This is a genomic window from Bacillus sp. AK128 (genome assembly GCF_053903075.1).
In genome coordinates this window covers 491,760-513,817 of record NZ_CP096379.1, presented here as the reverse complement: position 1 = coordinate 513,817, position 22,058 = coordinate 491,760, and the positions used below count along the sequence as shown (strand labels likewise).

Annotated in this window: 9 protein-coding genes; 3 read left to right on the top strand and 6 right to left on the bottom strand. The window is 35.2% G+C overall.

What is annotated here, in order from left to right; translation table 11 throughout:
- Positions 1–57: 57 nt before the first annotated feature.
- On the bottom strand, positions 58–2,349 hold the full coding sequence (locus M1D60_RS02235) for an S-layer homology domain-containing protein (protein WP_456277600.1): 2,292 nt from the start codon (positions 2,347–2,349) through the stop codon (positions 58–60).
- 182 nt (positions 2,350–2,531) lie between these two features.
- Here M1D60_RS02235 and M1D60_RS02230 point away from each other — a divergent pair, with 182 nt between their 5' ends.
- Positions 2,532–4,988: an S-layer homology domain-containing protein gene (locus M1D60_RS02230; RefSeq protein WP_456277599.1), complete on the top strand. Its 2,457-nt coding sequence runs from the start codon at positions 2,532–2,534 to the stop codon at positions 4,986–4,988.
- Between the two features lie 587 nt (positions 4,989–5,575).
- Here M1D60_RS02230 and M1D60_RS02225 read toward each other — a convergent pair.
- Positions 5,576–7,471: an S-layer homology domain-containing protein gene (locus tag M1D60_RS02225; RefSeq protein WP_456277598.1), complete on the bottom strand. Its 1,896-nt coding sequence runs from the start codon at positions 7,469–7,471 to the stop codon at positions 5,576–5,578.
- 220 nt (positions 7,472–7,691) lie between these two features.
- Between M1D60_RS02225 and M1D60_RS02220 the strand changes: the two genes are divergently transcribed.
- Positions 7,692–8,027, top strand: a complete 336-nt coding sequence (locus M1D60_RS02220; RefSeq protein WP_456277597.1) for a hypothetical protein — start codon at positions 7,692–7,694, stop codon at positions 8,025–8,027.
- A 76-nt stretch (positions 8,028–8,103) separates the two neighbouring features.
- Positions 8,104–8,973, top strand: a complete 870-nt coding sequence (locus tag M1D60_RS02215; RefSeq protein ID WP_456277596.1) for a PIN domain-containing protein — start codon at positions 8,104–8,106, stop codon at positions 8,971–8,973.
- Positions 8,974–9,071: 98 nt separating this feature from the next.
- Here M1D60_RS02215 and M1D60_RS02210 read toward each other — a convergent pair whose 3' ends face one another.
- From M1D60_RS02210 to M1D60_RS02195, 4 genes are all read right to left on the bottom strand, one after another.
- A complete protein-coding gene (locus M1D60_RS02210; protein WP_456277595.1) occupies positions 9,072–10,580 on the bottom strand; it encodes an S-layer homology domain-containing protein in 1,509 nt (502 codons plus the stop codon).
- A 440-nt stretch (positions 10,581–11,020) separates the two neighbouring features.
- Positions 11,021–14,575, bottom strand: coding sequence for an S-layer homology domain-containing protein (locus M1D60_RS02205; RefSeq protein ID WP_456277594.1), 3,555 nt, complete (start codon positions 14,573–14,575; stop codon positions 11,021–11,023).
- 54 nt (positions 14,576–14,629) lie between these two features.
- On the bottom strand, positions 14,630–18,658 hold the full coding sequence (locus M1D60_RS02200) for an Ig-like domain-containing protein (RefSeq protein ID WP_456277593.1): 4,029 nt from the start codon (positions 18,656–18,658) through the stop codon (positions 14,630–14,632).
- 224 nt (positions 18,659–18,882) lie between these two features.
- Positions 18,883–22,014 carry a M14 family zinc carboxypeptidase gene (locus tag M1D60_RS02195; RefSeq protein ID WP_456277592.1) on the bottom strand — a complete coding sequence of 1,044 codons (3,132 nt, stop codon included), beginning with the start codon at positions 22,012–22,014 and terminating at the stop codon, positions 18,883–18,885.
- Positions 22,015–22,058 lie beyond the last annotated feature (44 nt).

The following is a 22,058-nucleotide window of genomic DNA, read 5'->3' as shown; positions in this document are numbered from 1 at the left end:
CTATTGATTTAATAAATAAAAAGTGGCAGTCTCAATGTTAGGAGACTGCCACTTTTATTATGGTGTAAATATTTGCACAGATTGCACTGGAACATTGTTCGGCATTTCTGTTGTTAGTAGAATCACTTTTCCATCCCAAGTAGTCATACCGTTAATCGTAGCGTCTACATACCATTCATCAGTAGTTGTAAATGTTTGATTATCATACGCTTTGATTTTATTGTCTAACCCAGTATAAAACCTATTGTTTAGAACATCAAAACCTATCGTTGAGAATGAATCAATCTTGGTCAAATATGTCATGTTCGTAGATTTTAACAAAGTTGAATTAAAGACTATTCCGCTATGATTAAAGATATACTTACCGTCCTTTGAAACCGTCATACCAATTGCTAAGTTATGCTCTCCATGATAAGGAGAATCATACGTACTTTCAAACCTTCCATTTGAGATATGGTATGCTTGAACATCTCTTGGAGAAATACTGGTTGTAATAGAATACATCATTTTTTGGCCGGGTTTCATTTCCAAAAAACTTGAATCATATATCGAAATGGAATCAACTTCTTCCATCGTAGTTCGATTGTAACTCTTTAGATTCGTCCACTGTCCAGAACCTGAAGAAACATAAAGATAGTTTTCATCAGCGACTATGTCATAAGGATCTATTAAAATATCGTATTCAGACCTTAGGGTGAAGTCTGTCGTATCAATGATAGCAATTCCACCCTCTTGTTCTTCATCCCACCAATAAGGACTATGTTGTCCTTTTAGCAAGGTAACGTAAAGCTCATTATTAGCATAGAAAATTCGTTCAGTTGGAAGTGATAAAGAGAGAGTGTTAATCTCTTGCGTTTCATAATTAACTTCTACCACATCACCGTATAGATCAATACCATACATAATCGGTAACTCAGGATGAAATACAGTTTCAGTTAGACGCTCACTTAAATAAAACTTTTCGGTTGTGACTGTTTCGATAGGTGCCATCTCTTCTTCTGGAACTGTTGGTCCAGTTGGTTCTGATGGTGTTGGTTCTTCAATGATTTCTTCTTCCACATATTCATAGACTGGTAAATGATCAGTTGGAATAATTGGCATTTGGTAAAAAGGAACACCGATATAAGGAGATAATAGTTCCTTTACATGGTCAGAAACTAGAGCAAAATTTAACCCACCCATCTCATAACCAAATGAAACAAGACCAATTACATACCCCTCCATGTTAAATAGAGGTCCACCTGAACTACCATAAGTTACAGGGGCTGTAAACTGAACCATGTCAACATCTAATCCTTCTTCGGCAAGATTTCTAATCCCACTTACTATTCCAGTAGAAATTGAATTCTGATACCCTAGTGGATTTCCAATGGCAATTACATCATCCCCTTTATCAACCTTTCCTACAGTTCCCAGTTTCAGCTGTTTAAGAGGAAGTCGATCAAAAGGTTTTAGTATGGCGATGTCCTGATCTACTTCATAATCAACAACACCTTCAATTTCATAAATATCCCCAGAATGTGTTGTCACTTCATAATAAGCCCCTCCATGAATTACATGAAAGTTGGTTATAATAAGTCCATTCGTTGTAACAAAACCACTTCCCTGAGAAAATAACTCCCCGTACTCGTCATATACATCAACCATAACGACACTTTCCTGCTTAGCTATGATTTCTTTACGAGTTAAGGGGGATGTCACTTCTGGTTTAAACGAATCATTCATATAACGTGCTAAAAAGGCTGCAAAATGCATTCGATGGATAGGTGCATTGGGCTTAAAGCTTCCATCATTATAGCCGGTTGTAATTTCGTTAGCAGCAAGTGCATGAACATATTCATATGTCCAATGCCCACTTTTTACATCTGTAAAGTCTTTAGATGCTTTTCCCGTCAAATTATAGGCGTTATAAAATATCTTTGCCATTTGTCCTCTAGTTAGTTTCCCGAAAGGATCAAATTTACCGTCATCTTTTCCTTGGACAATTCCAAGTACTGTCGCAATTGCTACCTCATCATACCCATACTCCCCAGGCTTCAGATCAGTAAATGGAATATAAGGAACATCCTCTTCTGATTCAATCGTAATACCAAGTTCGCGTAAGATCATCTGTACTGCCTGTAAACGATTAACTGTAGAATATGGCTTAAAAGTACCATCTTGATATCCTTTAATAATTGACAAACTAGCTAAATACTCTATCTCACTCTTATAGCTACTTACATCAGTAAAAGCAGATTTGTTCTGTTGCATACTCGCACTGACAATCTTTGTTGATTCTAAGCCAGGCAGAAGTAAAGTAAGTGAAAGGAAAAATATTATCAATCTAAAAGCCTTTAATTTCCTCATATGCCCACCTTTTTTCATTATTATTTGTCTCTAACAAGATTATTTTAGAGGAATTAAGCTTAATAAGCTTTAGGTAATTAGTGGGATATCTTATTATTCAATGCAAATAAAAAAATTTCGAACACATATCCTTACCACTTATGTAAAAAATAGAAAAGATTTTAAATAATAGGAGGGACTATATGCTTCATTTTATCCGTCACGAATTAACCAAACAAAATAATGAGAACATCATTATACTTTATATGAACCCTAATGATACAGAGTTTTCAAGGGAGCTTGGGGAAGGTCATAACAGAGATGATCAAGAGTTAAAGAATGCTGTGAAGTCCTATGTTTCCAAAAACCTACCCAATGTGAAAAAGGGTACTGTGAAAATAATGGTAGGAACGATGTTATTAGGGACAATTATATTAGGTGCAGGAAATGTTGATCGTGCAGGTGCCGAGGAACGTGGAATCCAAGCAGTAGAAACAACGACAACCCTTACACCCAAAGATGTGAATGATTTTAAAGATATAAACGATGAACATGAGTTTTATAAATATGTACGAGACTTAGCTCAAAAAGGCTATATAAAAGGGATTGCTGAGGATACATACGGTACATATCAATCAATAAATCGTGCACAAGCAGCCAAGATTATCGCATTAGCCGCAGGATATGATATAAGTACTTTAGAAAATCCTGGTTTTCGTGATGTTGTTGAAAACGGAACGGATGCAGAGTATGCATGGGCCTATCCCTATGTAGCTGCTTTAGAAAATGATGGTGTTTTAAAGGGGTACACAGTTAATGGAGAACGAGAATTTAGACCTAGGGAGACGGTTACACGTGAACAAATGGCTAAAATGTTGGTTAATGCATTCGAGCTTTCAGCAGAACCAATTGAAGAGCCAAATGATCCCGCTACTTGGTCTGATGGATATATCCAGACATTAATCAATACTGAAGTTACTACGATGTCCTTTGAGAACTTTGGAAAAACAAATAAAACAACCCGTGGTCATTTAGCCAAGTTTGTGTATGAGTCACAAATCGCCTATGGTACCCTTATCCCCCACACTGACATTACAACAGATGGATTAATTTATGATTTGGGAACCAGCACTCTCACACTTGGAGTCACTGATGCACTAAAGGGTATTTTAAATCCTACTAATAAAGATATTTTAGCTGACTCTGAGATTTCTGCAATGTTTAATGAAATTGATGAGTTTACAGAGCTACTGCGACTTAGAATCTTTACCGGTGGAGAGGTTGGGAATAATGCGGTTTTAGACGGTGGAGGAAATACAGTAAAGAACATTCAAGTATATGATAACAATGTAACTTTACAGAATTTATCGATTACGGATGAATTGGAAATTATTGAAGCGAACGGATTCTATGCTAATAATGTAACCGTTGATTACCGAACGATCATTAATGGTGAAGTAGTTGGTGCTCAGGTAGCAAACACGAACCCTTATATTTTTGAGAATTCTTCTCTTGGAAATTTACAGATTGAAGGTGCAAATGTCATACTCGAGGCACGAGGAACAACAACTGTAAACAAAATGGTAGTTGCTTCTGAAAGTGCCACTATTACGGGTGAGGCAACGACTATTGGACAAGTAGTGCTAACGGATGCTGCTACCAAGCTAACTGTTTCTCCTGGCACCCAAATTCAACAATTAATCCTACCAGCAAATAGTAAAGCTAGTGATATGATTACTAACTATGACGAAGTAAAAGCAGGAATTGCCAAGATTGGTGATACAGCAAATCCAGATTACAATGAAAATGCAACTGCAACTCAACCAGAACAGGCGGCTACAGTAGACTTTGATTTTCTAACAGGATTTAACACCATTCAAGCTAACGAAGAAGCACCATTTACCATTAAAGCAACAGCCACAAATGTTTCCCAAGACACTCCTGTTAGATATAAAGCAATACTAGTTAGGAACGATGGTACCCCTGTCGCAGACCAAACGATTAGCTATGAAGTTGAACCAGATCAATGGCTAACCTTTACTACCGATGAAAATGGAGTGGCATACTTCGGCCCAGAAGCGGGATTCACAACAGAGGGAATAGGTCTGCAGGATGGTATTACGACTGCCTTTAAAACAACCTTTACTGATGCTGATATTTACAGTCTTTCACTATCTTTAGTTAATGCGACAACACCGGAACAAACAATTGGAGAAGTGGCAGGATTAGACTTTGTTGTCTCGCACCCAGGTTCAGTTGATTTCTCTTTCGTTACTGGCTTCAATGATTTTACTGCTGGTGTAGAGAACCCATTCTCTATTTCCGCAACAGCAACTCAAGTGTCACAGGATCTGCTTGTCCGGTATAAGGCTATTTTTACAAATGAAGATGGATCACCAGTAGCAAATCAAACCATCGACTATGAAGTTGCAGCTGGACAATGGGAGTCATTTACAACCAATGAAGACGGAGAAGCATTTTTTGGTCCAGCAGAAGGGTTTAAAACGGATGATCTTGCACTCGCAAGTGGTGTGACAACTAACTTTAAAGCAACGATTGCAACAGCAGGCACCTATCATTTAAAAGTAGGACTTGTAGAAGCAGCAAATACAGATATGTATGTGGATAAGATGGGTGAGACAGTGGTTACTGTGAAGTAATGTATAGTTTTAAGTGTTCCATTTGGTGCCAGGCACCATCCAGAAAATGGGTGGTGCCTGGCACCTACTTATGGCACTTACTAGGTATGTTTTACCAATTGAAACTCCCCAAAAAAAATCTCAGGAATTCGAATTATTTATTGCGGTAAGTTTTTGGTTGACGAGTCATACACAGCATTTTCAAGTTGGGCTACCAAAGTTGTGTGACTCGTTTTTTTATTAAGACATGAAAAAGGTACCAGGCACCATCTAAATGTAGATGATGCCTGGTACCTTTTTCATTTTTAAGATTAGGAATTGTACCAACCAAAGTTTACCTTACTAAGAGTATACCCGTAAGATTCAGAAATTATTCATAAGATTTATCACTTGTAAAAATTTTTCTATAGATTTCTAAGTTTTAGCTAAATTTACTATTCATCTTGCTCATAGTCAAAAAATATAGTTTAAATTGCTTATTCCTTCGGCCAAACACTGATTATCACCAACTCCTTACTATATTTATTTTTGAATAATAAGTAAAAGTAAAGAATCTGTTGAGAAGATTCAACAGATTCGAACTTATCTCTAGACAACGTTTTAATACTCTAATATAAATCAGCAGTGAACAGCAACTTTACCAGGTCATTTGATTCTGTCGCAGGCTGAAAGTAGAGAACTACATCTTCAAATTTATATTCATTCGTTATGGTTTCTGACAAGGAAGATTTCATTAATCCTATTACTTCTTCTTCATTAAAATTAGAATTATAGCTTCTTAGTATCTCAATTGCAGCATTCAGTGATTGATCTGAAGTATCGTATATGTTAATCCATAGCTCTCGACTGTCGTCTTTAGTAAAGGCAACATTCATTGCCTTTTTCCCTTCAATTAGTACAATGGCATCCGTCTCTGGATGATTATCACCTACAACTATCTCATATTGACCTAAGAATAGATTGTTTAAGTGTTGAACTAATGAATTGGTGGTTATTTCAGGTTCAATATACTGATGTAAATTTATATCGTTGACCTCATTAGTAGCTAGATTAACTTTCATATTTTCACCGTGATTTGTATATAGGTATAAGGCATCTTCCCATATTCCATATATGTTGATACCATTATCAGCAGTAACAAGTTTTATTTCCTTCTTTTCAACAAGATGCTTCTTATATAGGGTAGGATTTTCCCAGCCCTTTGCATAATAAATAAAAGAATCTTTAGCAAATATATCTGAGTTCGGGTTAACATTGACGTCTAAAAGCTCTTTACCACTTCCATCTCTATTCATCTTATAAAGAGGATAATGGTCTCCCTTATTCTCTACATAAAAAACTAGATCATCCTCAACAGTGAAACTTGTTACAGGTATTTTAAACTCTGTTTTCTTCCCAGTTTGAGTGTTCAGCTTTGTAAGCCATCCCTCATAAAACTCTTCTTGAAACCATAATTCATCTTCGGATACCAAAAGCTCCATGTTGGGTTTATTATGTATTTTAGTTAATTGACTTCCATCATGCTTAACTTTGTATATAGCTCCTTCAAATTGACTATTAGAGCTCACGGAGAAATAAATCCAATTCGCTGTAACATTCATATCCGTGATATATATTGTTTCCATTTCTTCAGGTAATTTATTTGCATCTACAATGGTTCTGACTTGTTTACCTTCAGCATCTGAAGATATGATTTTTGCAAATTCTGTTTGAATGAAAAATTGATCCTTCCAAACAGCGATCTCTCCTACTGGAAGTGATGTCACTTGATGTTCTGTTCCTTCCAAAGTCATTACACAATTCTTATAGTCATAGGTATCATACCAATCTCCATCACACCAACTATAAAGATGATGATTATAGTATCCAAGTTCAGAAGCTTTCACTGATAATTCTTTATTCCCTTCTTTAAACTTAGGATCTAATGCTCTTGCAATGAATAAAGAAAACTGGACCCGAGTTGTTGGAAATTCAGGTTTATAAGAATTGTCCGGATACCCTGTTGTTACCTTTGAAAAAGTAAGCTTGTCTATATATTCTCTAGCCCAATGGTTATTTGCAACATCAGTGTAATTCTTTCCTTTTCCGATTGGCAGATCGAAGGCTTTGGAGAGGACCTTTGCCATTTGAGCTCTAGTTAAAGTACCGTTTGGATTAAATTTAGTAGAATCATTAATGATACCTTTTTGAACCGCCACCGAAATGTACCCGTAAGCCTCAGTTCCTTTTTCTATATCTACAAATGCTGGTTCTTTTAGATTAGAAGCATCCCACTTTAAAGCACGGCCTAACATTGTGATAGCCTGGATTCTTTTAACAGGTTGATTAGGTCTGAAAGTACCGTCTGGATACCCAGTAATCACATCTTTCTCAATTAAATACTGAATTTCTTCACTAGCTGAATGTGTTAGGGGTAAATCTATTAAATTCACTTCAGCATTTACTTCTTTACCAAGAATAAGCACTAAAAATAATGACATAAAAAGACATATCGCTTTCCTCATTGATGTGTTCTCTCCTTATATAAGTCTTATGATTACTATCAGAAACTATTATATTACTATATTCCAAATATAACATTTTCATTTCCTTTTAACTAGTTTTTCCAATACAAATATAACTTCTAAATAGAAATATTTTCAAAAAATTTACTGTCTTCTTCTAAAAACTATTGGAAAATTGCCGATATAAATTGTATAAAAAATGGAAAGGGGGAAATATACTGTGGAAACATTATTTGCTGGACTTATTTCAATATTGTTAGTGTTATTTATTCCGCTCCAAGTAGTATTTGCTATTAAAATTAAATTGGCTCTTTCTAAGTTAAGACGTAAAGAGCAGATTAGCGAAGAAGACGCAATTAAATTTTACGAAAGTATGAGAACCGTACTTTGGATTCCGTACACAACTAAATACTTTAATCGTATGCGTGAAGCTTACAACTACATTTATACTAGTCCTTTAGTAAGCTTTGAGACTAAAATGAAAGTAAATAAATCATTAAAATTCCGTCTAGTTAAGGGTATACCTCTACCTAAGCAGTACGATTCTGCCTCTTAAAAAGAATAACTAATTATTACTAAGTCCTTTTTCAATAATTATTTCTTGTAGACTATTAACGTTAGGAGATTCTACTTTGTTTGTAACCTTTTTACAGGATTTCACTTTTTCTAAGTTGCTTTGGTATTTCATTGTGTTTAGTGGGCTTATAGCTAGCAATTTTGTTGTGTTTTTTATTAGTAAGCTTTTGAAAGATCGAATCAGGTATCCAATTGTTGCGTTTATACTACAGATAATATTTCCTGGAACTGGTTACGCTTATTGCGGTTCGTTGATTCGAACGGTAATTACAGTTTTCCTGTTCGTTGTGTTTACTTTTATTCCACTTTTTGTAAGTGACAATGTAGCAGGAGTCCTATTTTTAATTACAGTTGTTGTCCCCGCCTTTTCAAGTGCTGCTTTCGCAAATAAAGCACACAGTGTATTAAAGGAAAAGAGATGGAAAACAAAGTACTCTGAAACATGTGAATCTTATCGGTCTCATCTGAATTTTTACATTAATAGAGGACATAACATCGCTGTTGATACTAATTTCCTTATGCATTATCAGAATTTATTGGAAGATTTCTATAAATCCTCTAGCGTTCATCTATACTTACATCCAAATGTCTTCGGTGAGCTAGAGGGTTTGAAAAAAAATCGCTTTAAGGAAGTACGAGCTTCTGCACAATTAGGTTTTGACTTACTTGAAACTTATCAAAAATCTAATAGATTGCAATGGACACGTATTGATCCAAAAAGTAAGAACTTTACTAATCCTGATCAAATTATTATTTCAGGAATATTTAATGAAATTGAATCAGGCAATCCTCTAGTATTTGCTTCACATGATAAAGGTGCTCGTATTCTTGCAAGGTCATTGAATATCCCTGTTGTAGATCCAGATTACAAAGTGCAAAAGGAAATAAAACCAACAGTAGAAGCTAACAAGCATTTAGAAATGTAAATAAAAAACTCTTTAGAAATTAATCTAAAGAGTTTTTTATTTTTATAATTGACGGACATAACCTTAATAGGTTGGGCCCTATCCTTCAAGCATATATACTACTTCAATTCTGTAGTAAAATACTCTCCAGTTTCCTTGTCATAGTATAGAAGGCTATTTTCCACTATTCCAAGGGGATGAACATATCCATGCGTTGAGATGATTTCTCCTTCTCCACTTCCATTCCCCTGTTGCTTATATAGATTCACCTCATAATTTGCTCCCGAATCATCATAATATAAATAATTATTCATATAGGTTATAGGTAGGTTGGGTAGATCGGTCTTTGCAAGTTGAGTTCCATTATGAGCCATATACATAATTTCATAATCTGAGTTTAGAAAATAAATACCATTAGAAAAGACTTTAAAATCAACACCATAACTTTCAGTTGTTAATAGTTCTGGGGTTGTTAGTGATTCAATATTAAATCTATTTAGATTTAGTTCATAATTTTGAAAATCATAGGCAGCAAAATAAATGTATCCATCAAAAAAACTCATACTCTCTGCAAAAATATTTGAATAAAGTATTTCTTTATTTGAACCATTTAAGTTCATTCGGGCAATTACCTTCTCCGAATAATCAAATTCTCCATCTTCAAGGAGATTACCAAATTTTGAGAAGTAAATCTTACTATCAATAATTGTAAAGGCTGTTAACTGTTCATCTAAAACTAATTGTCTATCTGAACCATCCTTCTTTACACGATACAACTTACCACGATATGTAGAATCATAATCATCTAATGTCTCACTAGTTAGTTCCGTATCCTCCAAGTAATAAATCCATTCACCCTCTACTAATACTTCACCTAAGATGGGAAATGGGCTCATTTCATAGGAACGGAAATTGTTATAATCAATTTTTGTTAAATTAACATAGTTCCCCCAATAGAATACATCTTCACTAAGGAAATCTTGATTGCTAGGTTTGAAATATTCATTTAATATACGTGCAGTAAACATAGCAAATTGTGCTCTTGTTAAATCGTTGTTAGGTTTAAATGCAACACCATCATATAGCTTTGTAACATCATGTTCAATTAAACCAGCAATTGCATCATAAAAAGGGTTTGACTTTGCTACATCATTAATTTGATACTCTTTATCTGAGTATAAATAGAATACCTCGCTAAGTAAAGCAGCTGTTTCTCCACGAGTCATATTGGTATAAGGTTGGAATTTCCGATCTTTAAATAGAAAGTCTGCTTTTCCACTCAAATAAAGTCCGGCTACTGCTTCAAACCCATCCATATCAGTAGGAACATCTGCGAGTTTAACACTTTGTAGCTCTTCTAATGAGTAATTAAGTGAGAAGGTTTCAATACGGTCAATCATTTTGGCAACATGGATTCGTTTCAACTTAACTTCTGGTCTGAAAGTACCATCAGGATAACCGTTAATAGCACCCTCTCTAACCATAAACTCAATAGCTTTTTGTCCCCAATAGTCAGAAGGGATATCTTTAAATAAAAGTGACTGACTTGATTGAGCATTTGATAAATTAGCTGGAATAATCATTACGATTATTGAGATTAATAATAACAGCTTAACTAACTTTTTCATTCTATTACTCCCCCATTTTGTAATTAAGATGTGAACTAGCACTATATGTAATTATATTTTTCCCAGATTCACCTCCTTACTAAGTACCTAAAAAATAGGTTAACCCTCCTATAAATCCAAAGCAATATAAGGTCTCTATCGAAATTAGACAAGTAGCTTAGCTTTTCATTTTCACTGGTTTGCTACTCTATTAATTTGGACCTAATAGTATAGAACTATAATATACATTACTAAATCAGGGAATGGATTTGTGTCGAACACTGTCGACTACTTGTAAAATTATAGTGAAAGATGTTGAAAAAACCAGACTAGGAAACCTTTACCACTGGAAAGCTTCCCAACGTTATCCCCATAAAGTGGCTTAAGCCCTTTTTATAAAGAAAAAGAAGTGCCTGGCACCATCCATTTTTAAGGATGGTGCCAGGCACTATATGAAAATTTTATTCTTCAGGCTTCTCACAGCTCTTACATGTAATGGTATCTAATCTCCATCTATTGTCCTCTTTCACTAATGTGTATTCATAATTAAACTGTTCTCCTGGAACTTCATTTTCACGTAGTGGTACATTAACTGTCGCTTTCACTAAGTTAGTAGAATCACTTGTTATTTTAAACGTATTTCCAGTTCCTTTCTCAGTAGCTTCAGTTAAAGGATACAGTAGATGTGGATCATTAAACCAAGCAATATTATAATCGTAAACCTTTTTCCAATAATCAAAATATTGTTCTGTATAGAATTCGGTTAGCATTGGCTTTAAATCTTCAAAGCTTGCTGGGTTTGTAGATTCCGCTTCAGGCTTAAACGTGTTATTCGCATGTTCTTCTGCTTCCAAAATGATTAGTCTAAACAGTTCTAATTGTTGATTTACTGAGCTACCTCCACCTCCGCCACTGTATGCCTTGGATTTAACTGTAACTGGGATTCTAATTTCTTTACCCATATAAGTTACTACGATTTCTGTACTGTCTTCCTGAACTAATTCTTTAGCTTTAACCATCCCTTTTTGATCAACTGTTGCAATACTTTCATCCATACTCTTGAATGTTAGTTTACTAAAATCCGTTATAGGTCTTTTAAAAAGCTCCTCTATTGTGATACCATCCTCAAGAACATCTTCTAAGTCTATACCAATTGGTTTCTTATAGATTCCCATCGTTTTTAATTGTTTACTAGCTCCTGAATCTAGTTTCAGGGTACTTGGCTCAACCTCAAATTTTTCAAGTTCAGTCACAATAATGTTGACCGATTTTTTCAATCTCTTTACACCTTTTTTATAGGTGATGGTTAACTCCCCAAGTTCTCCTCCTTGAGCTGATACATCAGCTAGTACATCAAACGAGTGGCTTCCTTTACTACTATTCTGTTTGACAGATAGAATCTCGTTGCCTTTAAGTTCAAAACTAACATCATCTTTTTCCATATTTTTTGTCTCGTCTTGTAAATCTAAGTCTTCCTTACTAAATTTAAAATACTCAAGATCCAAAGTCTGTTCTTCTCCTGGAGTAAGGATTACAATCGCAGGTGAAGTCATTAGCATATGCTCATCACAATTGGTAAGGGCTGCGAGCTCATCTTTGTTATCCCACAGAGTGTGAGTATGACCCATATTAATAATCTTTAATGCATCAAATGTAGCTCTAATCTCCTGGAAAGTTCCCATTCCTAGTCGATAACATATATTACCTTGGAGTTCTTTATCATCATTCCCTATCTCATCTGTATCACCAATACCTACTAAAGCATTAGCATATGCTTCACCATACAAACCGACTTCACCCTCTATCCCCCCGACACTAAGTTTAAGTATAGCTACTTTAACTCCAATTCCCGCTCCCGCTTTTACCTGAATTCCACCTTTTCCAGATAAAGTAGCTGTGGGTTCTTTAAAGTCAATTTTCTTCACTTTAGTAAGCTTCCCTTTCTCAGCAATGAGCCCTACTTCCATTTCACCTTCTTCTACCAACTTAACAGAAAAGCCAACAGTTAAGTCTGCTCTAACATGAACAAAGACTTCAAAGTTTGCTCCTGCAGGCCCATATACCGGTATATAAAAGGTTCCTAACAATTTCTTTTCTTCAAATGGTTCTGTTGCCGGTGAATCACCTAGAAATGCTGGAATACTGTGGTCAGTATAGATCCCTTGAAATGCTTTGTATGTTGCTGAACCAGATGCAATTTCCTGCTCAACCGTTAGTTGTGTCTCTAATGTAGGCTCTGTTACAAAAACAGCTTTTAGCATTTTCAATCTTCCCCAGCTATAATCAACATCCGTCACTAATGCTGAGTTTTCAAATTTCACCTCTCCCTCCACTAATACTTTCGTATTATTGATTGATAACTCCATATCACTTAATACTAGCGAAAAATCTCCTTCGTCATCACTTTGAATGGTAGTAGAGTTCTGGTTATTCTCCACCGTCTCTCCGTTTACAACCGGATGAAAACTAACTCCATCTTCTAATTTAATAGGAATTAAGTCTTCAAAATTAATATCTGTTACTTCTTGAATGTCTATCTCCTTAAACACTTCTGTTAGTTCAGGGTCTACCGTTTTAATTGTTGTAAGCCCATTAGCTGTATGGATGCTGATTACTTTCTCAGCAAAACCAGTAGGATAGGTTTCTGATGGAGGAATAACAAAGATGTCATCCTTTTTCAACTCTAGTATTTCTATTGGTGAATTTTTAAAAATAAAAGTGGAGTCTCCGTCCTTAATTTCCTCTAAATATTCGATAACATTTTCTTGAAGTTCAATGACTCCTCCTAAAAGGGTAATTTCATCTTCTGACATATCAATAGGTAAAGGTGTGGGGATATCTGGGCTGCTTGAATTTATACTATAATTGTATAGTCTATGTAAAATAGTAGCTGCTTGGCCTCTCGTTGAGGGATTCTTAGGTCTAAATGTATTATCCTCATGTCCAGTAATTAGCCCTTCTTTTACGGTTTTTGCAATTAAACCTCTTTCGTTCTGTATGTCACCCTTGTCCAAAAAGGTTAATTCGTTCTCAGAAATGGGGGTTAGCTTCAGAGTTCTAGCCATCATAATCGCCATTTCCTCTCTTGTTAATGGTTTATTAGGAGAGAAGACATAATTAGATTCATCCGGCTTGATAATTCCTTGTTCGACAGCAGCTTGGATTACAGAAAATGCCCAGTGATCAGCTTGTATATCATTAAAGAAAGGCTCAAAGCTTGTCGATTCGTACCCCATCATTCGAATAATCATAGCAGCAAACTGAGCACGTGTAACCTTATTTTCAGGCCGAAATGTCAAATCTTCATACCCGTTAATAATGCTTAAATCTACTAAACTATGAATAGCATCAGCCGCCCAATAATTTTCAATATCTTTAAAGTAAATACCTTCTAAATATTGATACATTCTCACAAATATAACAGATGCTTGAGCGCGAGTCAGATTTCCTTGGGGTTTAAAGGTTCCATCTAAGTGACCTTTTATTAATCCAGCTTGAGCAGCTGCTGCCACTAGCTTTGGAGCTTTTTTTATATTGTAGCTATCTTTAAAATTAAGCTCATCCTCATCTACTGGAACTAACTTTAATCCTTTAGAGATGACGATTGCCATATCCTCACGAGTCATGGATCGATTTGGATAAAACTTCTTATCCTTATCAAGCAAACCGTGTTCTAATGCTCCCTGAATAGAAGAATAAGCCCAATGATCTGTAGGGATATCACTAAAGGTTTGACTTTGACCATTAGAATCTATACCTAGTAATCTAGTAGTCATAGCAATAAATTGAGCACGCGTCACCTCATTCTCGGGACGGAATGTCCCATCTTCATATCCTTTAATAATTCCTAGTTCTATTAATTCTTGTATTGAATTTTTAGCCCAATGTGTTTGAATATCACTAAAATTCTTATCTTGGGCATTAGTTTCTGCAATAGCCTTAATTCCTGGTATAAATAAACTATGTATAAGTATGATTGCACTTATAAGAACAAAAACCTTCTTGACATTATTCACTTATTTTTCTCCTTTTTCTTGTATTAAGGAGAGCGCATATAGCGCCCTCTATTCTTAATTAATTGTACTAATCACTGTTTCAATTTGAGCATTGCCTCCAGTTTTAAGCATAAAAGAGTGAGACAAATCCAGTGTTCCACTTATTAGTGGGATGAGAAGGAAATCTAGGATTACTTCTTCTTTGGCCTTTAGTTCATTAAAGGAATACTCCAATTGGGTATTAGGAGAGAAGAAATAATTCTTCTTCCCTTCTTCTAATAACTTAAAATCTAGATAGTAAATAGATGTATCTGTAATATTCTCTAAACGAACCCTTACTCTATAAGCCATACCTGCTTCGGCTGTACCTTCAGCTTCAATATACATTTTAAGGGCATCATCTCCCCATACCTTGATTGGATCCTGAGTTATGAACTCTCCGTGGACAGGTACATTAAAATGATTTAAAGTCCCATTAAAATTAGCCCTTACATGGTAATCCCCTTTCCGATCTCCTCTTATATACCATTCATGATAGATGGTTTCTCCTCCTAGAATATCTCCAAGTTCTACTTCTAAAGTTTGAGATTCTGTTCCTTCAGCTAGGCTTAAGCCTTCAGGCAATTCTAGAGTAATCTTAGAATTAATGAGACTAAATGGCTCTGGAGAAAGATTTTGAATCATTAATTGTGCACTAAAGAACTCTTTCAACCAGCTAACCTCACCTGGGACGACCATATATGCAAGCATTGGTATGACTTCATTTTCCTCACTTCCTACTGAAATAAGGTAAGGATAAGCTTTATATCCACCATTTAATTCAACTGGTTCTGGGTTAAATATTCTGCCTTTGCTATTACCCATGAATTCAACGTCATGAAATTTCCCTTGAAATGCAAGGTGAGCTTCAAACTTATATGTCCATCGATTATCAGGATCATTGATATCAATTCCTGCAGCTTGTATTTCTTCTGGTTCCATCCGATTCACTTCGAAATCTGCTGCAATTAAATCTGATTTTTCTAGTTCAATCGTTTTTGAAGTTATATTTCGTTCTTCCACTAGAAACTGCTCTTTCATTGGAAGGTAGCCTTTTTTATAAATTAGAACATCATATAGTCCCGCTGGCAGCTCTTCTTTAAAATAACCACTGGATTTTTCAGCAAGTTCATTAAACTCGGTTTTTTCTTGCCGTTGAAGTAACACTTTTGCCCCTGAAATCATACTATTTGACCCGTATTCTTTTAAATTGAATTCAAAGCCTGTTTCATTCAGCAACACTTTTCCTTCAAAGGAGAATTCCTTTCCCTCATAACTTGCTGTAATCAGTACCTCTCCATCACTAATCCCTGTAACTAGTCCACTCTCACTTACCTCTGCAATAGTGGAACTCTCCACTTGATAGGTGGCTAAATGAGTAATATCTTTTTTAGTTCGGTCAGAATAGACGGCCTCTAAGGCTAATTGAGTAGTCATACCTTTTTCTAATTCAAAGGTTGTAGAAGAACTTTGCAGTTTTAATAAATATGGAACTACTTTTACCTCAGCTTGGACGTTACTACCTTGATAAGTAAAGCTGAGAGTGGAAAGACCTGTATTGGCCGCTTTTATTTTACCGTTAATGATTTGGATAACATTTGTGTTCGAAGACGTGACCTTCACTTCATTGGTTACATCCTTTGTTTCTCCGTTGTCATAGTGAGCCGTTACTGTGTGTTCAAGAGAATTATAGTGGGTGAGCTCATATTTCTCTTGGTTTAAAGCTAGCTTAACTAACGCAGGAACAGTTTCGTCTACGCTTACTTCAAAGGTTATAGATAAACCTTTATAACGAACAGTTATAGATGTTTCTCCATATTTTAACCCAATAATATGTCCATCTTGGACAATCGCAATATCAGGGTTTGAGCTTTCATAAGTTGCATGTTGGGTAATATCTTCTATCTCACCATTTTCATACTTTGCTTGTACACTTAGAGGTGATACTACTTCTGGTTTAACAGAATAGTAGTTAAGATTGGTGATAATAGATTGAATTGGGTTCTCTGGGTTTTCTGGTTCTGTTTGTTCAGCCGTTACGGTCACTTCCATCTCAATTGTTTGGTCTTCATATTGTACAAAGATAGTAGCTACACCCTGATTTATTCCAAATATATTTCCGTTCTCAACATAAGCAATAGTAGGATCTGAGGAATTATAGCTCACTAATTCTGTTACATCTACTTCATCACCATTTTCATAGAAAGCAATTACTTGAACTGGAGTAAACTTCCCCTCTTCAATAAAAAAGGATGTCTCTGGGGTTGTTATTCCGATAAGAGGATTGTTATGTTCTCCTTGTTCATCTATCACCGTTACAGTAAATGAAGCCGTTTTGCCTAGGTGTTCAATTGATACGGTCGTGTTTCCCCCCGCTAGTGCTGATACTTGCCCATTTATGATTTCAATGATTGAAGGGTCTTCAACTGTATAAGTAGCCTCGACTGAAATGTTTTCACTCGTGCCATTAGAATAATTAGCATATACCTCTAGCGGAATAGTATTATCTTTGTGCATTACCAGATCTTTTGCAGCTAAAGAAAGGACAGTTGGAGGAATCTCCTCACCTGGTGGCTCATTAAAGTTGAAAGTTAATGTTACATCAAAGGTCCCCTCTGTTTGTGGTAGGACGATATCATCATAGGAATATAACTCACCATCCAACGTAAAGGAATACGTTTCTTCAGGCTGATTAACATTCGTTAATGTCAAAGTTCTAGTAAAAGAAGAGTTTGCTTTATGTAAATGTTCTAATTGGAAACCGTCGCTATTCATATAGCTAACGTTTGTGTGATCGATTTCCAATGTTTCACCCGCTGTATAAATTTCATTAAGATCTAGTTCCGTATTAAAATTAGGTGATGTTTTAATATAAGTGTTATCATCAATCTCTAAATTTTTGACCATAAAAAGATGGAAATCATTAAGTGAAGCTTGCAAACCAAGATTATAATTCCCGGGATTCAGATAGATTATATCCTCTTTTTTATAGTCGTGCGGAAGCGACCAATTTCTTGAAGAATGTCGTAGTTGTAGATATCCATTAACATAATCGTGTCTACCCTGGTACTCAATTTTTAAGGAACCTAATTTTGTATCTTCAAAAGTGATTTCTTTCTTTTGTTCATAAGCACTTATCTCTTTAGAAGATATAAAAAATTCTCTATTTGCTTGTTGATACTCTTTCGTATAAGACGCATTTATTGTGTAAGGTCCTTTTGGTAATTGAAGAGTGTTTTCTTTTGATAAATTAACGTATGTAGAGTAGCCCCAACGTTCTAGCTCGATTCCACGAAAAAAATAATCAGGAAAAACAAGAGTAGTATAGGTATCATCAATCTCTACTTTCTTGGATAATTCTGAATCTAATTCAACTAAATGAATTGCTCCTTGATAGCTAATTAATGCTCTCAAGTCACTGTATCTCTCAAGATTTCCGGCATTAATGGTAATTTGAACTTGTTGAGTAGAATCATTAATACTTTCAACTTTTCGATCGTGACTCACATAGCTATATCCATTAAAATTCGGGTTATATCCATAAACCATTGTTTCTACATAGGAAGACTCTAAACTTTTTGGAACCGAAATAGTATAAGTTCTTTCTATTTCTTCTACTACATAGACCTTGAGGTATATACTCATATTTTTATAGGTAATTTCAAATTGAGTTTCACCAAGCTTACTTCCTTTGATTAAACCGCTTTCATAGGTAGCTACTGAGGAATCATTTACTACAACATTAATTTGATCGATGACAGTAAGAGGGTCAATTTCCTCATGATTTTCGAAAATGGTTAGATTTTTAACTAAATCAATCTTTTCACCCACCAAGATGAAGTTTTCAAAGTTTAATTTAACTTTAATATAGTCACCTACAGGTGTTGGAAGCGGTTCATCACTGTCTTCCATTTGAATTTTGATTCGATCGTGTCCTGGATTGATCGTCAACGGTGGCTCTGTTTCTGTTGCTTGTACAGCTGTCAGATTACCAAATAACTGGGTAGGAAATAACGAATAAAAAAGAAAAGAAACTAAAATCATTATTAATCTTAAATTCTTCATCAATGACTCCCTTTCTATTAATTTAAGACTTTAAAAAATATAAAACCTAGCATAGTTCTTAAAAGTGAAAATCACCCCTTTATTCGTTCTATTTAGAGAACATTACTTTAAGTATACCACTTATAGGTACATTGTAAATATTTTTAAGGTATTAAAATTAGAAGATAAAAAAGCACCAGGAACCATCCATTTTTTGGATGGTTCCTGGCACCTAATAAATAAACCTACTGTTTCGACGCATAGTCCGCCATCATTAAACCAATCGAAAAGTTTTGTTGCCATATACGATCGTAATAGTAAAGTGGTACTGGTTGTTCTACCACATACGGAGAGATTTCTGGTGTAAAACCAGGTTTCTTCATTGTACTAATAAACCAATCGGTATAGCCTCCTCCACTTGGATTAGATTGAGGGGCAACCATTCTGTATCCTGTTTTATTTGATATTTGTTTAGCCAAGGCATAATCTCTTGCATATCTAGCAGAATCCTGATGGAAATGCCAATATAAAATTTCACCAGATGAATGATAAGAGACGGCTGTTTTAAAATCATGTTGTAACGTAAATTGATACAATGCTATTACTTCTGGTTCACTTAATGGCTTATAACCTTTAAAATTCATATAGCTTGGTTTGCCTTTATTATTTCTGATATTGTCCCAATCCGCTGGGTATTGTCTGTTTAGGTCAACACCTCTTATATTAGCCTTCCATGCTGTAAAATCTGTTTTTCCGCCATTAATTCGTAGAACTTCATTTGGATTCTTTGCACTCTTATGTCCTTGTTGCACCAGCATGACACCGTCTGGATTTACCATTGGTACAAACCAAATGGAGGTTTTCTCTAGTAAGTCTTTTACATTATATTGATCAATTGTTTTTCCATTTGTATAGGCTAAGGCATAGGAATCAATCATTTCCATGACTACATTTGTTGTCATATGTTCACGTGCATGGTGTGAACCATTAATAAAGACTTCCTTAGGACCCTTACCAAGCTTTAATGCATATAGATTTCGTCCATCGACAGATTTTCCAATTGTGGTTAACTGAACTAAATCTGGATACATGATCTTTAGAGCTGTTAAATCTTTTTGCATTTGATAATAGCTATAAACTTGTCTTGGATTTACTATTTTTGCTGCAACAGTAGTAGTTGCCTTTTTGTAAATGTATCCAACTTTATTAAGAATGAAGACCTTATACCAATTTCCACTTTCCTCAATAATAGGGTAGGTTGTCCCTTCATTGATTGAAGCAAATGGTATCAATGTTCCAGAAGAGTTATCATAGACTGTTACATTCGTTAGTGTCTTAACCTGTAACTGCAATTGTGCTGCATGATTTTGTCCTTTATAACTTACTCCTGAAGCTGGAACAGTAGCGTCTTTCCATACATAAGCTACTGTATGACCGTACTGGATTTCATGCCAATTTCCAGCATCTTTCATTCGTTTATACTCCATCCCCTTTTCTAATTTTCCAACGGGGACTAACTTACCATTAATAGTTTGATAGATTGAAACGTTTTCTTGGATGGTTGTAAAGAATTTAGTATCTGGAGTAAATTCTCTGACAAAACCTGACTTATGAACAAATCCAAGTTTACCTGAGATATTGATTCCTACCCAATTACCGTAATCCTTAATAACTGAATAGGTTGAGCCTTTATAAACGACAGCAAAAGGAATTAGTTCTCCGGTTGAATTGTCAAAAACTCTGCTATCCTGTGTGAACCTCACTTTTAATGGAGAGGATGAACCTGCAGGAACACCTTCTGTTATTTTGTGAATCGGCTTCGTTGCTTCTTTCCATACAAAACCAAGATCAGATCCGAACTGCACTTGATGCCAATTCCCATAATCTTTTAATCTAGTAAATTCTTGATTTTTTAGTAATTTTCCGATAGGAGCTAACGAACCATTGTGCTGCTTATATACAGTAATATCCTCTTCCAACACTTTATAGAACTGATCTTCTGCAGTAAAACTTCTTTGAGTTCCTGGTTTGTATATAAATCCATAACGGCCACCTATGTTCACACCTAACCAATTACCTACATCACTAATAACAGTGATAGACTGACCGCTGTTGATCTTTGCATACTCAACTAAAGCTCCTGATGTATTATCAAAGACACTCAACGGTTCCGTAACTTTAACACTAAACATAGGTGAAAGGTTTCTTTGATTATTTAGAAACCCATTATTCGTTTTTTCTGTAGCTGCTTTCCAAACAAATCCTGTCTGATTAGCAAAATTTATTTGATACCAATTACCGTATTCAGCAACATAAGTGTAACTTTGACCTTGTGTAAGCATCCCAACTGGAGTAAGTGCTCCATTTTGATTCATATAAACAGGTATTTCTTTAGAAGGGGTAAAATATTTATAATTGATGTTGGATTCTTGTTCTACTTGGAGTTCCCTAACTCCACTTTTGTAGATATAGCCTAATCTCCCTCCAACTTCAACGATATACCAATTACCCGATTTATTATAATACTTATAAACAGTCCCCTCACCTAACGTTGCAAAGGGTACAAGGGAGCCACTAGAGTTATCATAGACTGAAACATGAGTAATAATGGATATCGATTTTGTTTTTTGTCCATTAGGTAAATCGCCGTTTCCAATGCTTGTACCATCAGAGGGTACCGTTCCCTCTTTAGTTACGTATCCAGTTAAGTTATTAACTTTTACCTTATGATACTCTCCAGCATCCTCTATGATTTCAAACTCCTGGCCTTCTAGTAAACTTCCTACAGGAGAAAATACACCATCCTGATCTTTCAGATACAATACAGCCTGATCCTCTATTACTTTAAAATATTGATCGAAATTTAAAGATTCCTTCGACTCTAGTAATTCATATTGAATTTGGTCTAAAGCAATACTATAAGTCTCATTTCCAATTAAAAAGGAAATAGTAGAATCAGTAATGTCATAAGCCGTTAAACTAGTGCCCTTGTTAAGGGTAACAAAAGTTGCTTGATTACTCTCGTTCAACAACTGTACATCAGATAGAAGCGTAATCTTTGTATCTGAGTCAGAGCTTATGGTTTCTATTTGTACATCAAGTTCTGAAAAGAGATTTAAATCCGCAATAGCTGTTTGGTCACCCAGTTTAAAGTAAAGGTCACTTTCCTTTATGGCATCACTTTTAACCATTGCACCTTTATGAAGTATTCCGATTTTTTCCAATCCATTTCCACTTTCTATTGAAATCGGTACATCTTCATTAGCGGAATAGTATTGACCTGATACTTGAGTATTTCCTAATGCGCTAGTAGGAAAACTTATAAATACTAAAACTAGAATGAGTAAATAGTGTAAGATATTTCTCGAAGTTTTCAATCCTGTTCCCCCATTTATATTTTTCTACTTTACCTATTATACAG

Bases quoted from the DNA above. Each gene is read 5' to 3' on its own strand.
- M1D60_RS02230 (WP_456277599.1), top strand. From the start codon at position 2,532: ATGCTTCATTTTATCCGTCACGAATTAACCAAACAAAATAATGAGAAC.
- M1D60_RS02225 (WP_456277598.1), bottom strand. From the start codon at position 7,471: ATGAGGAAAGCGATATGTCTTTTTATGTCATTATTTTTAGTGCTTATT.
- M1D60_RS02235 (WP_456277600.1), bottom strand. From the start codon at position 2,349: ATGAGGAAATTAAAGGCTTTTAGATTGATAATATTTTTCCTTTCACTT.
- M1D60_RS02210 (WP_456277595.1), bottom strand. From the start codon at position 10,580: ATGAAAAAGTTAGTTAAGCTGTTATTATTAATCTCAATAATCGTAATG.
- M1D60_RS02200 (WP_456277593.1), bottom strand. From the start codon at position 18,658: ATGAAGAATTTAAGATTAATAATGATTTTAGTTTCTTTTCTTTTTTAT.